The following is a 15,237-nucleotide window of genomic DNA, read 5'->3' on the forward strand; positions in this document are numbered from 1 at the left end:
AGGACGCTAATTATGAAAAAGTATGAATATCCTACTTTTCAAGAAGCTGATATTGGCGACTATCTAAAAGTCTTTGCCTGTACAGCTGTCATGTCACAGCCAATTATGTCGCTAATTATGAATATTGGTCAGCCTAATCCAACACAGGACATTTTTGGTATTTTATATAATCTGGTTAAATATACAGCCCCTGCCTTTATTTTTGGCATTTTATATACCACTATCAGAACCAATGACTTAAAAGGCAGCTTTTCATATAAACAACACATGAGAAGCAATTGGTCGAATTTATTTGTACCTACAATTTGGTGGACACTAATTTATCTGTTAGGGATGCCTTGGGTACAGCAAGTTAATAAATTTAATAGTTTTGGCTCATTCTGCTGGCATTTTATCAATGGTAATGCAGCACCGCATCTTTGGTACAACACGATGATGCTCCAATTCATTATCTTAATGCCAATTTTTTGGACAATTAGTCGCTATGTAAAAGGCAATGTCAAAAGAGGTATATGGACTGCAATTATCACTTTTATCCTCTATTTTGCTTGGCTTTGGTTTTACGACACATACGTTTTCCATGGAATCCATCAGAACGATTGGTACCTACTAGATAGAGTATTTATTTCATTCTTCATCTACGGAGTTTATGGTGTTTTAGCCTGGCAATTCAGAGATTTTGTCAATCAATTTTTAGCTAAGTTTTGGTGGCTAATTGCTATTTTATTTGTTGGCATCTTTATTTGGACAAATGCAGAATTACATTCATTCGGACATCCAGTTAATTTTAACAATGCGCCTTACTATAAGCCATCGATGACTTTCTACTGTTTGGCTGTCATTGGACTAGTGGCAGCATTATGTCTTTATCAGGTTCGAAAAAAGCAAACTTCAAGTCTTAAAGTATTTCATTTCTTAGCCACTTACGCCTATCGGGCCTATTTGTCTAATGTCTTTTGGGATCAGCTAATCTGGCGCGGACTAAACATGCAGTATCATGCAACTTTTCACCCATTCTTGACATTATTTGGCACATGGCTTTTAACTTGGATATTATCGTTTGCTTCGGCATATTTATTACATGTCTGGTGGAGTTGGACTAAAAATAATCTTTTAAATAAATTGAAATTCAATTAGTACTTAAAAAATCCCACCTTCATAGATAACTGAATACTTTATGTATATTTCAATTATCCACGAAGGTGGGATTGTATCATTTTTAGAGATGCTTTTGTTTTTTATAGAAAAATATTTCTACATCTTACCACCAAAGACTGGGAATACGCTGGCATTACCATAGTCAACTGGTGCGACTTTCTTTAACTTATCCATATCTTCATCACTGATTGTAAAGTCAATTTCTGCATTACTCTTCATGTGAGCTGGGTTAGCAGATTTTGGCAAAACGACACAGTTAAGTTGCCAATCATAACGAATACATAATTGAGGAACACTTACACCATATTTATCAGCCATTTGCTTAATTGCGGGATCATTTAATGCAGCGCCGTGAGCAATAGGTGAAAATGCTTCGACAACGATATCATTTTCTTGGCTGTAGTTAATCAAATCGGTTGGAGTTTCACCAATGTGAACCAAAATTTGGTTTACAGCTGGCTTAGTAGAACTATTTTTAATTATGTTGTCCAAGTCTTCTTTTTCAAAGCTTGAAACACCGATTGTACGCAATTTACCTTCTTTTACGGCGTCTTCCATCGCGCGCCAAGTTTCAAGATTACCTTCAAAATGACGGTTGCTTGATTGGTTCACTTCATTCCAAGGTTGTGGGTTATGAATAATCATCATATCAAGATAATCCAAGCCCATCTTGTTCAAGGTTTCGTCAATTGATGCCTTAGCGTCTTTATAGTTCTTAATTTCAGCAGCAACTTTTGAATTGATAAAGATCTTGTCACGCTCAATTCCAGAGTTTTTAACGCCTTCACCTACTCCACGCTCATTGCCATAAGCTTGAGCAGTATCAATATGACGATAGCCAAGATTGATTGCTTCTTCTACTGCCTTAGGAGTTTGAGCGTCCGGGATCTCCCATACACCAAGTGCCATCTTAGGGATCTTTACACCATTGTTCATTGTTAAAGTTTCATCAAAAATAGACATAAAATCAATCCTTTCTTCGTTAGCATTATTATAAGTCAAGGGTTTGATTCATGTCTAAGACCTTAAATGCATTAATTATTATGCATTTTTAGTATCGATTGTAAAAAGTTTGGAGTGTACTCCAAACTTTTTGTAACAACGGCATAAAAAATCTCAGATATTAATCCTATATCTGAGATTTTTTTATTTTCTACAATTTAGATTAGTAGTCATCATCACGATAGTGTAAATCACTGAACTTAGTTTTTGCATATTCCTTAGCAAGCTGTGGTGTCTTCCATGCCACACTATCTGTCCAAGGTCCTGCGTCTGAAGCAAGCACAAGTACATTTTGCCCTTTTTCGGTATGCAATCTATAAGATTCACCATCACCAGCAGTCTGATTCCAACCCATTACATTGAACCAAGTATTCTTTTTAATATCAGTCATCATACTTGCTCGGCCCCATTTCATAGTCTTATCCTGATAAGATTTTGGCATCTTTTCAATTTTATCGATAAAACTACGTTTCATTTTATGAAGTTCAGTTGTTTGACCATTTTCTATAATTTCATGATCTGTAAAGACAATCTTGTACATTTTGCCGTAGCTAACAGTGTACCAAACTCCTTGAAATTCACTTGGAATCGTATAAAGTCCTGCATCCCCCTCAATGTTTGACTTAGAACTATCATCAGAGGAATCATTTGTATTATTAGAATTTGAAGATGCATTAGCAGAATCATTTCTTTCATCTTCAATCTTTGCAGAATTAGTTAAATTCTTAACCAGCTTATCTGAATTACGCTCATTCAAATAATCAACCATTTCCTTCATAGTTACAGAAGCAATCTGCTTTTGGTCCGCAAACAGATAATATTCAGTAGTATTACCAGTCTGTTTCAAAGTATAAGCAAGATCATTAGTTACAAAGTAGCCAACACCACTACCTTCATTCATGTAATCTGCTTGATTCTTCAAAGTCACAACAAGGCCATTAGCTTTAGCATTAGATAAAGCATCACCCCATTGATTTGCATACTTGAGTCCTGCATAAGCTGTTATAACTGCAACAGTTCTTTGAGGCGAACGATAATTAGCAGTTAATGTACCCTTTTTGGACTTTACTTTTCTAATTTTTAAATTGGCACTTTTATTTGGCTTTGCACTCTCGCTATTATTGTTGTTATTGCTGCAGGCAGCTAATGAAAGTGCAGCTAAACTAATAAATACTACTTTAGCGAATTTATTCATTCCTACTTATTTTCCTCCCATGATTTTCCATGAAGAGTATAGGCCTATTAAAAATGATCCGCAATTTGATTTTAATATTTGCACACAAAAACTCTCAGACAATAGATCTGAGAGTTTTTATCTATAATATTTAATTTTCTATTCTAATTCATCAGAAACTTGTGCAACTTTTTTACCTCTTACAAAGTGTACGAGTAAACCAACTGCTAAACCAACTAAGGCCGGAACAAGCCATGACAATCCCATGTTGGCAAGTGGTAATGCGTTTCTGAGGGATGCTACACTCAAACCAAAGCTGCTTTGACTAACAACGCTTGGGAAAGCAACAACCATATCACCGAATGCTGGAACAACAGTGAACAAGATTACGAAGAAGTAAACAACACCGTCTTTCTTAAACAATGGTGAGCAAACTGAAAGCATGATCAAAACCATTGATAATGGGTACAAGAACATAAGCATTGGCGTTGACCATGAGATGATTTGATCAAGACCAAAGTTAGCAGTTAAGAATGATGCTAAACAGCTAAGTGCAAGCCAAGTGTGGTAGCTAACCTTAGGGAAGTGCTTATGGAAGTCTTGAGCAAATGCGGCAACCAAACCAACAGCAGTAGTCAAACAAGTAACAGTTAATAAGAATGCAAGTAATGCTTGGCCGAACATTCCGCCGTAGTAGTTAACGATTTGGTTAAATGCAACACCACCGTTGTCAGATACTTTGAAGTGACCAAGTGACATGGCACCCATCAAGATGAGCAATAAGTAGATTAAACCGATGGCAGCTACAGCTAACACACCAGATTTAGCAACAACTTTTGAAACGCTCTTGGCATCTCTTTGACCCATAGAACGTACAGCGGTAACAACAGTAACACCAAATGCAAGACCTGCTAAGGCATCCATTGTGTTGTAACCTTCCAAGAATCCGTTAACTAAAGCTGAGTGCTTGTATGCGGCAGTAACTGCTGCAGCTTGCGGATTACCCAATGGATTTAAGAATGCAACAACAAAGACTAAGAATAATAATGCTAAAAAGAGTGGGTTCAATACTTTACCAACGTTAGACAAGATGTTGTTTTCGTGGTAAGAAAATGCAGAAGCAGCTAAGAAGAACAATGCTGAAAAGACTAGCAATGCTGGGGTTTGCATATGTGCTGGCAAGAATGGTGCAACACCTACAGTAAATGATACAGTTGCAGTTCTTGGAGTACCAAACAAAGGTCCAATAGTTGCGTGGATCAGAACCATGAAGACTACTGCGAATCCTGCTCCAAGTGGCTTACCAATATCGTAAACCCCTTCTGAACGAGTGATTGCAACAGCTAATACTGAAAGCAGTGGCAATAATACACCAGTGATTAAGAATCCTACAGCAGCAGTTCCCCAGTTAGAACCAGCTAATTGACCTAAGTGGAGTGGGAAAATTAAGTTACCAGCTCCAAAGAATAATCCGAATAGCAAAGATGCGACGACTAGATATTCCTTCCAGGTTAATTTCTTCGACTTCATACATTTTCCTCCTAAAAAACCATCTGAATAACAAAAAAGTCCCTCAGCCAAAATATCTTTGACTGAGGGACGTCGTTAACGTGGTACCACCCTTTATTTATATTATTATTGCTAATAATACCTTTCACGTGCGGCCGACTATGTCGGCGATACGTTGGCACTATAATGGGCGCTCCCACTGCTTCTTACTCATATAGTTGAGAAGCAGAACTAGAAAGTGATTTTCGTTTAATCCATCTTTATCCCCTCACACCTAACGGGATTCGCTGAAAATTAGGATTAAGTTACTCTTCTTTCTTTTTGTTTCCAGATTTATTAAATTTGTTAGACACTATTCTAATCTATTTATAATTAATGTCAACACTTTTTTGAAAAAAAGTGTTTTTTTATTTTTATTCGTGCTTGCCACGTAAAATATTCAATCCTGCTAAAAGCATGATGACTGCTAAAATGATCATTACCCATTGAGCGTGATCAATTGAAGTGGCAGCTGAAGGAATTCCGACAACTGCTTCTGAAACAATAGCTAGTCCAACTGCCCCACCAATTTGGTGAACTGTATTAACAACGCCAGAAGCTGCACCAGCAATATCATCTGGAATACGTGCAACACCAGCTACTGTTAATGGACTCATGATCAGTCCTTGTCCAATTCCGATGAAAATCATTGGAATAGCTACGCCAATTACATAACCTCTTTCAATACCTAATCCTGCACCAAGTAATAAACCAAAAGTGTCAATAATCGCACCAGCAATTAAAACTTTAGTATTTGAAAACTTAAAGGTTAAACGTGCAACTGTTAGTGAAACCAAGAACTGAACAACTGTTAATGGCAAAAAGGCAATAGCTGCCATAAGCGGTGTTAAACCAAAGACTTTTTGCAAAGCTTGTGGCATTAAGAAGAAGTAAGACATACTTGCACCAAGCATGAAGAATCTTGATACTAATGCGCTTGAGCGTTCATTATCTTTAAAAATTGTAAGAGGCATCAAAGGATTTGCTGCTCTTTTTTCAATTAAAACAAAACTTACCAAAGCAATAATAGTTATGATAACTGCAGCAGCCTTATATGCGGTACCATTGATGCTATAGATTAACCCACTAAAACCAATAATGGAGGTAATAGTGCCCCACAAATCAATACCTTGCTTATTGTCTAAATCATTATGTGGGTAAACGTATTTCCAAGACATAGCTAAGAGAATCAGACTTACAATCATATCGATAATAAAGCCAAGTCTCCAGCTTGAATAGCTGGCAATAACACCACCAATGATCAAACCTAAGCTTGTACCAATTCCGGCTGTCGCACCATAGTAAGCGATGGATCTTGTCAGCATTTTACCCTTGTAGTAATCCATCAATAGTGCAAGTGTTGCTGGTGCTAAAAGTGCACCACCGATTCCTTGAAAGGCACGCATCCCTATCAACATAGCTTGTGAAGTAGATAAACCAACAAGCAGGGATGCAATACTAAAGATGATTAACCCGGCAAGAAGTACTTTTCTTCTGCCTAAGATATCACCTAGTCTAGCACCCAGTGACAAGAATCCACCGAATGTTAAAGCATAGGCGTTACTTACCCACGCAATCATGATACTGTCCATATGCATATCACGACTTATTTGAACAGTACTAGTAAAAATAAGCGAATTGTTTAGTAAAATCAAAAAATATGAAACTAAGACTATGGGTAGAATTATCCCAAATTTTTCTTTATTTTCAGCCATTTGTATCTCCCTTTCCTTAATTGACATGACTTATTTTATAAAGAGAGACTTGACTTGAAAATTACTTCTCTTTTATGCTAGTTTACGTGATAGGTAAACTCCAAAATCTATATATAATTATTTTTTATTTACAGTCAAAAAGATCATCCAGCTAATTTTACCTGTTGATTAAACTTTACAGAATAAAAAAATACCCTTATAATGACGTTAAATCGAACATTTCATTATAAGGGCTAGCTGGTGTTACTTCACCAGCTTTTTTTAATATGTCATTCCAATTGTACTTAGAACTTCATTCATAAAATCACTTGAGACATGATCAAAGTACTTATAGCCTCTAGCTATAATATCAATAGATCGTTCATGTTCAATTTCAACTTTGGAGAAATAAAAATAATAGCAATAGTAATAATTTTGATTGTAGTCATAATTGGGCTCTTAATTGAAATTCATAACTATAAAAAAATAAATGTCAAATTATCAAAGCAAAACAAAGAACTAATTAAAAGAATCAAGCTTTTAGTTGGTTCTTCACAAGATAAGTCAATAATTACCACTATGAACAATAATTATGACTATGATAGTGATGATTTTGAGAAAAACTATGCCGAACAAAATAAACTTTATGAAGAATACAAAAGAATACAAGCCACTCGCCCAGATGATAATGAAGAATTTGGTAGACCACGCGATTATCCTAAATATACGGACAAATATGATACACATACGGATTTTACTTTACGCGAGCTTCTCTTACTAATTTGGTGGGGAATGTTTAAAAAAGGTAGACTTGTATCTGCCAAAATTACAAGATATTTCATTTTTGATTACAACTTAAACGTACGAAAAGTAACGCAAAAGTTTATCGACAAGGGTTGGCTGGTAACAGAAGACGATCGATATCTATTATCAGACAAAGCAAGAATGACTGTAGACTTTTACAGTGATTTGTGGGAAATGCATCAATCGGATGAATTTCCTGTTTGCTTAGATGAGGATTTTCCTAATTGGCATCACGGCAAGTTACTTATCACCTTCTATAAGAACGAGATCGAATTTCAAAATAAAATGATTGATTTTTATAAAAGGCTAAACTCTTTTTATAAGAATAATCCCAAATTCTTCTCTGATAAACAAATGCAAGATAATCATGTTCAATTTATTGATGAATCCATTCTAGAGGCACAAAAAGATATTGAGCGGTGTCAAAAATTAATACCAGCTCTTGAATAAAGTTCAGTAGATTAATGAGGCAATAATATGATTGAAAACTATCTTTTAGAATATTTAGTTTCTTTTGCTGATACAGGAACGATTTCAAAAACTGCGGAAGAATTCCATGTTGCTCCAGCCACAATCAGTCGCGGATTACAAAAATTAGAGCAAAAGCTAGACGTGGCAATCCTTGATCATCAACCACAAAAATTAGCTTTAACACCAGCTGGTAAGTACACGGTAAGACTGGCAAAAGAGATTTTAGAAAAGCAGCAGCAATTGATCCCTGCCGTTAAGAATTTCGCACAAAAAGAGATTACACTTACAGCTACACTGCCAGATCCAATGATGCTATTAAAAGAGCGACTAAAGTCTGATAATTACATCTTGGATCAGCAATTAATTTCGCCTAAGCAAGTAAAGCCATCTTTATTGCATTACCAATTCGATCTAGTCTTCTCTAATCAAAAGATTAATGATGAACAAATAGTTTCTGATTGGATTGGGGATGCCCAACTTTTTATTAAAATCACGAAGTACAATCCATTGTATTCAAAGGATCAAGTCACCTTCTCTGATTTAAAGGGTCATGAATTTGTAGTTTATGAGCAAATTGGGATTTGGCGAAATATTATCTCAAAGTACATCCCTGCTCTGTTTATTTATCAAGATAATCAACAAGCCACTGACGAGCTGATAACCAAGTCTAACTTTCCCATTTTTAAAACTAACCTGACTATTAAACTCGATGCATACAAAAAGCTCCAGGATCACAAACGGAAATTAATTCCAATCAGCAATCCTGAAGCTAAATTACATATCTATACTAATTATCGCATTAAAGATAAAGAAAAGTTGTCTAACTTACTTGCTTTATCAAAGAAATTGATGCGTTAAAGATCCTTGTAAAAATAAATATCTGCTGATTTTTCTTGTGGTGTACCACGATAATTTCGATTATTAAAACCGCCAATTTCAAAGCCTTGTTTTAAGTAAAACAGGCAAGCAGATAAGTTAGTATCTTGACCAATCGTGTAAACGCCTTGCATCCCTACCTTTTCGGCTTCCTTCATGCATGCATCTATCAATTCACCACCAATGCCTTGTCCGCGATAATCACGATTAACCTTTAAATCATCGAGATACAAATATCTAAACATATCTCTGCGCAACACTGCTAAGCCAATACATTGGTCGTTATCATATGCACCAAGGAAAATTGCATCGTCCTTTGCAACATCATATGGTTCATCGGGAAAGCAATCTTCTGAAGGCTGCTCTAATTTTTCAATTTCATAATCCCATTTACCATGATCTAAGCTTGGAATCATCTTGCCCCATATTTTAAACGGTTGATTAGGTATCCTTGCATCAGAAGCATGAGAATTATCAATCTTATGGATATCGATTTCGGACATTTAGAAGCTCACCTTATCTGGGTCATTAGCTACACCAGCTGCGCCGTGCAAACCATCAAGTCTAGCCATGTCTTCTGGACTAATTTCAAAATCAAAGACGTCAGCATTAGCCTTAATGTATTCTGGGTGAACTGACTTTGGTAATGGTAAGAAACCGTGTTGAAGTGACCAACGAATCAATACTTGAGCTGGTGATTTACCATAGTTTTCAGCAACTTCTTTTACCACGTCGTTACCCAACAAACCACCAGTACCAAGTGGGCTGTATGCTTCACTAAGTAAGTCCAACTTTTTGTTTTCAGCAACAACTTCAGGTTGTAAGTCACTTGGGTTCAAAAAGCTTTGATTAACAACTGGCTTAATTTCTGCATTTTCCATCAATGCATCAAGGTGACGCTTTCTAAAGTTGGAGACACCAATTGCACGGATCTTACCAGCCTTAATGGCTTCTTCCATTGCTCTCCAACTTTCTGAATTTAATTCAGCCCAGTGATCGCGCATGTTAGCTGGATTTGGCCAGTGAATCAAATACATGTCAAGATAATCAAGTTTCAGATCAAGTAAACTTTGATCAATTGCCTTTTTAGTATTTTCATAGCCATGATCAGAATTCCACAGTTTAGTAGTGATAAACAAGTCATGACGATTAATGCCACTTTGTTGAATAGCTTCACCAACGCTATCTTCATTGCCGTATGCCATAGCAGTATCAATATGGCGATAGCCAGCATTCAATGCTGCTAATACTGATTCCTTAGCCACTTGACCGTCAGGTGTTTGCCAAGTACCAAAACCGATAATTGGAATTTTAACGCCATTGTTTAATGTATATGTGTCTTGTAATGAATTAAACTTCATCTTATTTCTCCTAAATTATATATTTATAAGCAATCAATAACTTAAGTATAAACTAAAAAGCCATGTAAGCGCTAAAAAACGACTTACATGGCTTTTAAATTACTTATCGATTTCAGGAGCCTCATTAATTTCGGCTTGCATCATCCAAATTCTCTTTTCAATAGCAGTATGGCAACTGGTTAAAATGTCGTTGCTACCGTAGTCTCCTTCTTCATCGCTGACCTTGATACCTTCTTCATAAAGCTTATCAATATAACGATAGCCAGCAATAATGGTCTTGAATCTGTCTTTAGTTGAAATGCCCCATTCACCTGGTTTATCTTCTAGCTTAGTGTGCTTTAATACTTCAGTTAAGCTTGAATATGGTGAACCATCAATAGTAATCAATCTTTCAGAAATTAAGTCTCTTTGTTCATCAAGTTCGTCCATAACATCGTCAAGATATGGGTGAAGCTTTAAGAATTCTGGACCTCTCATATACCAGTGTTGTTGACGCGTAATCATGATTAATTGGGTTAAGTCTGCAACTGCTTGATTTAGGATTTCCTTAGTCTTTGTATACTTCATATTAAAATCCTCCTTGATTCATAATACCTATTTGCAGATTAACACCAATATCTTGGTAATGCTAATAATTGAACTAGAAATTATCTCAATTGCTTCAAGCTTGAACCAAAGATTTGTTCAATAGTAGCTGGGTCGTGGTGATCGAAAAATTGACTTACATTCTTATCTAAAGCAGCAATCTTTTGCATATCATCATCAGTTAGTTCAAAATCAAAGACATCAATGTTTTCCTTTTGACGTGCATCATGAACTGACTTTGGAATCACGATAATGCCGCGTTGAATGAGCCAACGTAAAATCACTTGACCATTTGACTTACCGTATTTTTCACCGATTTCAGCGATAACTGGATTAGTAAAAATACCATCTTTTCCTTCCGCAAATGGAGCCCATGCTTCAACAGCTACATCATCTTTTTGAGTCCATTTAACTTCTGGTTCACGCTGGAACCATGGATTTACTTCGATTTGGTTAACAACTGGCTTAACATTACTCATTAATTGCAAGTTCATTAATTGATCTGGCCAGAAATTTGACACACCAATTGACTTAATTTTGCCAGCTTTTTGTGCATCTTCTAAAGCGCGCCATGTGCCAGCAACATCCCCATAAGCTTGGTGTAAAAGCATCAAGTCAATGTAGTCAGTACCTAATTCTTCAAGGTCATGATCAATAGCCTTTGTAGCTTTTTCATAAGTGAAGTTAGATACCCAGAGTTTGGTTGTTAAGAAAATATCGTCGCGGTTAACTGAGCTATTTTTAATAGCCTCACCCACTGCCTTTTGGTTATTGTAAGCTTCTGCAGTATCAATTAAGCGATAGCCATTACTAATTGCTGGTTCAACTGCCTTTACTGCTTCATCATGATCTGGAATTTGAAAAACGCCAAAACCTAATTGTGGCATTTCATTGCCATCATTTAATTTAACATTTGGAATTTGTGCCATATTGATCTCTCCTTAATTAGATACCTGCTCCGCCGTCAACTAAGTAATTAGCTCCTGTAATAAAGTTGGCTTTGTCTGATGCTAAATATAATGCAATATTTGCAATATCTTCAGGCTTACCAATACGATGCATTGGTGAAGCATTAGTAGCACCCTGCTTGTTTTTTTCTTCATCTTCACGGCTCATATCAGTCTTATACCAAATACCAGTATCGATTGCACCTGGACTGATAATATTTACTCGAATACCTTCTCCGGCTAATTCTTGAGCCCAGCTCTTTGACATTCCTTCAATTGCCATTTTAGCTGCAGCATACATTGAAAAGCCAGGACCTGGATGTTGAGTAATGATACTCGACATATTGATGATATTACCCTTTGCCTTCTTGATCAGAGGTAAAACTGCAATAGTCAAAGCCACAACACCGCGGACATCCAAGTTAAATGCCTTATCATAATCAGCTAAAGTCATTTCAGAAAGTGTTTGTACAGGGCACCAACCGGCATTGTTAACTAAAATATTTAACTTGCCAAAATTGTCTTTAACGTAGTTTGCTACTTTTTGAATATCTTCGTCTTTAGTCAAGTCAGCTACAACGTAAGAAATCTTACCTTCTACTGCTTGAGCAGTTTCTTTTAAAGTATTTTCATGACGACCTAAAATTAACTACGTTTGCACCATTTTGTGCATACTTTTCAGCGATAGCACGACCTAAGCCGGAACCACCACCAGTAACTAATGCTACTTGATTTGCTAATTCTTCAGTCATTTTTATATACCTCTAATCATTTGCATGAACATCATATTGACTAAGCATTTCTTCAACGCCTGGGGCATCTGGATCATGCATTCCTTTTCCCTTATCTAAACCACGAATCTCATCCATCTCATCGCTAGTTAATTCGAAGTCAAAGATGTCTTTATTAGACTTAATTCTTGCTTCATGAACAGATTTAGGAAAGACAATTACACCTTCTTGATGCTCGAAACGTAAGATAATTTGACCAACATCTTTTCTATATTTCTTAGCAATTTTTACTAAAACTGGTTCATTAAAGAGATCATGATTTCCTTGTCCAAGTGGTGCCCATGCTTCCAAAGTAATGCCATGTTCGGCCATGATTTTACGTAATTCTTTTTGTTGGAAATATGGGTTAAATTCAACTTGGTTTACTGAAGGAACGTTTTCAGTAAAAATGTCTTCCCATTTATGCCAAATCTTTGGTGTTACGTTAGAAATACCAATTGAGCGGATCTTGCCAGCTTCTTTTGCTTCAACCATAGCTTTCCAGGCTTCGTCTACCTTGCCGTATGGTTGGTGAATCAAGTAAAGGTCAATGTAATCGAGGCCTAGCTTCTTTAAAGACAAGTCAATTGCCTTCTTGGCATCTTCATAAGCATAGTCTTGAAGCCATAATTTAGAGGTTACCCAAATTTCATCTCTAGGGATGCCGCTATCTTTAATCGCTTTACCTACTTCTTGTTCGTTGAAGTATGCAACTGCAGTATCGAAATGACGATAACCAAGTTTTAAAGCTTCGCTTACTGCCTTGTAAGTAGAACCATCTGCTGGGATTTGGAATGTACCAAAACCAATGGCAGGGATGTTTGTACCATCATTTAATTTAAAAGTTTCAACCATAGTTAATTTCTCCTGTTTCGTCTTAATTCATCTTTCACGTATTATCTTAACTAGAAAGACGTCGGTTGAAAATTCAGACTTTTTCATGGTAGTATACGCTTAGCGTAAGCTGAAAATAAGGTGACTAAAATGATCGATAACTATTTACTAGAAGAATTAGTAGCTTTTAACAAATATAAAACTTTAGCTCAAACAGCCGACAAACTAGGTCTTTCTCAACCCGCTATTACTCGCGGCACTAAGAAGCTTGAAGAAGAATTAGGCTTGAAGCTTTTTGTTCGCACACCCAATAAGATTTTCTTGAACAAAACTGGGGAATTTGCTGCTAAAAAGGCAGAAGAAGTTTTACTGACTAATCAAAATTTTGTTAAAGAAGTAAAGAACTTCAATCTTACCCAAAACGTTATCTCGGTAGCTTCTACAGCACCTGGTCCATTAATTATTGCTAGACAAATCAAAAATGATAATTTAAAAATTAATGATAACCTTATTGCTAATCACAATATCGAAAAATTATTAACTGAAGAGCAATACAGCATAATTTTTACCAATCAAGCATTGACTCATAAAGGCATCACAAACTCATATTTAGGACAAGAATCCCTAATCGTAAATTTAAACGAATTCACGCCTTTAGCTAGTCAAACAAAAGTTAAATTTTCAGACCTTAAAGGAATGAGCTTCATCGTCTGGCAAGAAATAGGTATTTGGAAGGACTTAATTCAAAAAGAAATTCCAGACGCCAAGTTTTTATACCAAAACGAACGCGAAAATTTTGATGAAATCCGAAACTATTCAATATTTCCTTATTTCACCACTAATTTAACTGTAGTTGATCCTAATGGAGAAGATCAAAATATGGTGGATCGTAATCCAGTAGCCATTGAAGACAAGACAGCTACGATGAAATTCTATGCGAATTATTTAGCTAAAAACAAAAATCAGCTCCTCCCCATAATTACTGCTATGCAGGACGTATGGAGTAAAGCTGATTAAAGTAAAAGCAGTGTCTTTATAGACGCTGCCTTTTTGATATAAAGATTATTTAACGCTACTTAATGCATCATCAATTGGAGTGTCGCCGCTCTTCATCATGATTACCTTACCAATAGTGTTATCATGTTCAAGAATCTGAGCCAAAGTTTCGGCAACATCAGGAATTGGGTTAGACGTTACTTTAGTTATATCTAAGCTAATCTTTCCTGTTCCCTCTTCTTCAGTTAAATTAGTTGGCTGCAAAATTGTGTAGTCAAGGCCGCTTTGCTTTACTAAATAATTATCGGCAAAGAACTTGGCAACATTATAGTCCATAATTTGATTCAAGCCATCAATATTCCACTTTTTTGGTTGCAATGCAAAGATTGAACTAAGCATAATGTATCTCTTAATGCCTAACTTTTTAGCAGCTTGCATTGTTTTTACAGCACCAAAAGCATCTGTTTGAAGCAAATCTTTACCGCGTGAACCGGCAGTAAAGTAAACCACATCACTGCCTTCCATTAACTTAGCTAACTCGTCGCTACTTACATGAAGGTCCATGTGAACCGGCTTAACATTGTCCATTTTAATGATATGATCTTCGTGTCTTGCACCAGCTACAACCGTGTGACCATTTGCTACTAAGTCCTTAATTAATTCGGTTGCGACACGACCAGAACCACCTGCTACAAAAATTTGCATAATATTGCCTCCTCGTATTAACTTGATATTTATCATTTATAATATAACTTATTTTTAGTAAGTAATCAAGGAATATATTTTAGACGTTTGTTTTCTTTTTGATTTAGTTGTTTTGTTTAACTATGTTAATTTGTGAAGCCTAGATAGTTTTGTTTATTTAAAAATATTTAGTAACAACCAACTTATAAAATGTTTTACTAATAAAAAGACTCCGATTTTTATCGAAGTGAAGTGGGACCTTAAAAGTAGACATTTTATGCTCTTTATCCTTTCTTCGTTATAGTATTTGATATATTCCTCTATAGCTTGAGC

Annotated in this window: 16 protein-coding genes and 1 other annotated feature; of the genes, 4 read left to right on the plus strand and 12 right to left on the minus strand. The window is 36.0% G+C overall.

Annotation, left to right across the window (positions count from 1 at the left end; all coding sequences use genetic code 11):
• Positions 1 to 12 precede the first annotated feature (12 nt).
• Positions 13 to 1,137 carry an acyltransferase gene (locus RDN22_RS04825; RefSeq protein WP_308556453.1) on the plus strand — a complete coding sequence of 375 codons (1,125 nt, stop codon included), beginning with the start codon at positions 13 to 15 and terminating at the stop codon, positions 1,135 to 1,137.
• 117 nt (positions 1,138 to 1,254) lie between these two features.
• Here RDN22_RS04825 and RDN22_RS04830 read toward each other — a convergent pair whose 3' ends face one another.
• The 4 genes from RDN22_RS04830 to RDN22_RS04845 form a co-directional block, all read right to left on the minus strand.
• Positions 1,255 to 2,121, minus strand: coding sequence for an aldo/keto reductase (locus RDN22_RS04830; protein ID WP_308556455.1), 867 nt, complete (start codon positions 2,119 to 2,121; stop codon positions 1,255 to 1,257).
• Positions 2,122 to 2,323: 202 nt separating this feature from the next.
• Positions 2,324 to 3,355: a hypothetical protein gene (locus RDN22_RS04835; protein ID WP_308556457.1), complete on the minus strand. Its 1,032-nt coding sequence runs from the start codon at positions 3,353 to 3,355 to the stop codon at positions 2,324 to 2,326.
• A gap of 138 nt (positions 3,356 to 3,493) precedes the next feature.
• A complete protein-coding gene (gene brnQ / locus RDN22_RS04840; RefSeq protein ID WP_308556459.1) occupies positions 3,494 to 4,864 on the minus strand; it encodes a branched-chain amino acid transport system II carrier protein in 1,371 nt (456 codons plus the stop codon).
• A gap of 62 nt (positions 4,865 to 4,926) precedes the next feature.
• Positions 4,927 to 5,174, minus strand: a binding site (T-box leader).
• 82 nt (positions 5,175 to 5,256) lie between these two features.
• A complete protein-coding gene (locus RDN22_RS04845) occupies positions 5,257 to 6,597 on the minus strand; it encodes an MFS transporter (protein ID WP_308556461.1) in 1,341 nt (446 codons plus the stop codon).
• A 315-nt stretch (positions 6,598 to 6,912) separates the two neighbouring features.
• Between RDN22_RS04845 and RDN22_RS04850 the strand changes: the two genes are divergently transcribed.
• Positions 6,913 to 7,830, plus strand: a complete 918-nt coding sequence (locus tag RDN22_RS04850) for a hypothetical protein (RefSeq protein ID WP_308556462.1) — start codon at positions 6,913 to 6,915, stop codon at positions 7,828 to 7,830.
• A 27-nt stretch (positions 7,831 to 7,857) separates the two neighbouring features.
• On the plus strand, positions 7,858 to 8,709 hold the full coding sequence (locus tag RDN22_RS04855; protein ID WP_308556464.1) for a LysR family transcriptional regulator: 852 nt from the start codon (positions 7,858 to 7,860) through the stop codon (positions 8,707 to 8,709).
• Here RDN22_RS04855 and RDN22_RS04860 read toward each other — a convergent pair.
• From RDN22_RS04860 to RDN22_RS04890, 7 genes are all read right to left on the minus strand, one after another.
• Positions 8,706 to 9,230, minus strand: a complete 525-nt coding sequence (locus tag RDN22_RS04860; protein WP_308556466.1) for a GNAT family N-acetyltransferase — start codon at positions 9,228 to 9,230, stop codon at positions 8,706 to 8,708. The two genes, RDN22_RS04855 and RDN22_RS04860, sit on opposite strands and share 4 nt — an antisense overlap.
• On the minus strand, positions 9,231 to 10,088 hold the full coding sequence (locus RDN22_RS04865) for an aldo/keto reductase (RefSeq protein WP_308556468.1): 858 nt from the start codon (positions 10,086 to 10,088) through the stop codon (positions 9,231 to 9,233).
• Positions 10,089 to 10,187: 99 nt separating this feature from the next.
• The gene (locus RDN22_RS04870) at positions 10,188 to 10,655 is read right to left on the minus strand and encodes a DNA starvation/stationary phase protection protein (RefSeq protein ID WP_308556470.1); all 468 of its coding nucleotides are present in this window, start codon (positions 10,653 to 10,655) and stop codon (positions 10,188 to 10,190) included.
• Between the two features lie 80 nt (positions 10,656 to 10,735).
• Complete coding sequence (locus RDN22_RS04875; RefSeq protein WP_308556472.1) at positions 10,736 to 11,602, minus strand: aldo/keto reductase; 867 nt, start codon at positions 11,600 to 11,602, stop codon at positions 10,736 to 10,738.
• A gap of 16 nt (positions 11,603 to 11,618) precedes the next feature.
• A complete protein-coding gene (locus RDN22_RS04880; RefSeq protein WP_308556480.1) occupies positions 11,619 to 12,266 on the minus strand; it encodes an SDR family oxidoreductase in 648 nt (215 codons plus the stop codon).
• Entirely contained in the window at positions 12,250 to 12,372 is a 123-nt protein-coding gene (locus RDN22_RS04885) for an SDR family NAD(P)-dependent oxidoreductase (RefSeq protein ID WP_308556474.1), read from the minus strand. Before RDN22_RS04885 ends, RDN22_RS04880 begins: the two co-directional genes overlap by 17 nt.
• A gap of 12 nt (positions 12,373 to 12,384) precedes the next feature.
• On the minus strand, positions 12,385 to 13,245 hold the full coding sequence (locus RDN22_RS04890) for an aldo/keto reductase (RefSeq protein ID WP_308556476.1): 861 nt from the start codon (positions 13,243 to 13,245) through the stop codon (positions 12,385 to 12,387).
• A 129-nt stretch (positions 13,246 to 13,374) separates the two neighbouring features.
• Between RDN22_RS04890 and RDN22_RS04895 the strand changes: the two genes are divergently transcribed.
• On the plus strand, positions 13,375 to 14,241 hold the full coding sequence (locus RDN22_RS04895) for a LysR family transcriptional regulator (protein WP_308556478.1): 867 nt from the start codon (positions 13,375 to 13,377) through the stop codon (positions 14,239 to 14,241).
• Between the two features lie 45 nt (positions 14,242 to 14,286).
• Here RDN22_RS04895 and RDN22_RS04900 read toward each other — a convergent pair whose 3' ends face one another.
• Positions 14,287 to 14,928 (minus strand): SDR family oxidoreductase, encoded by a 642-nt coding sequence (locus RDN22_RS04900; protein WP_308556482.1) that lies wholly within the window; start codon positions 14,926 to 14,928, stop codon positions 14,287 to 14,289.
• Positions 14,929 to 15,237 lie beyond the last annotated feature (309 nt).

The organism is uncultured Lactobacillus sp., from assembly GCF_902491705.1.
Lineage (GTDB): Bacteria > Bacillota > Bacilli > Lactobacillales > Lactobacillaceae > Lactobacillus.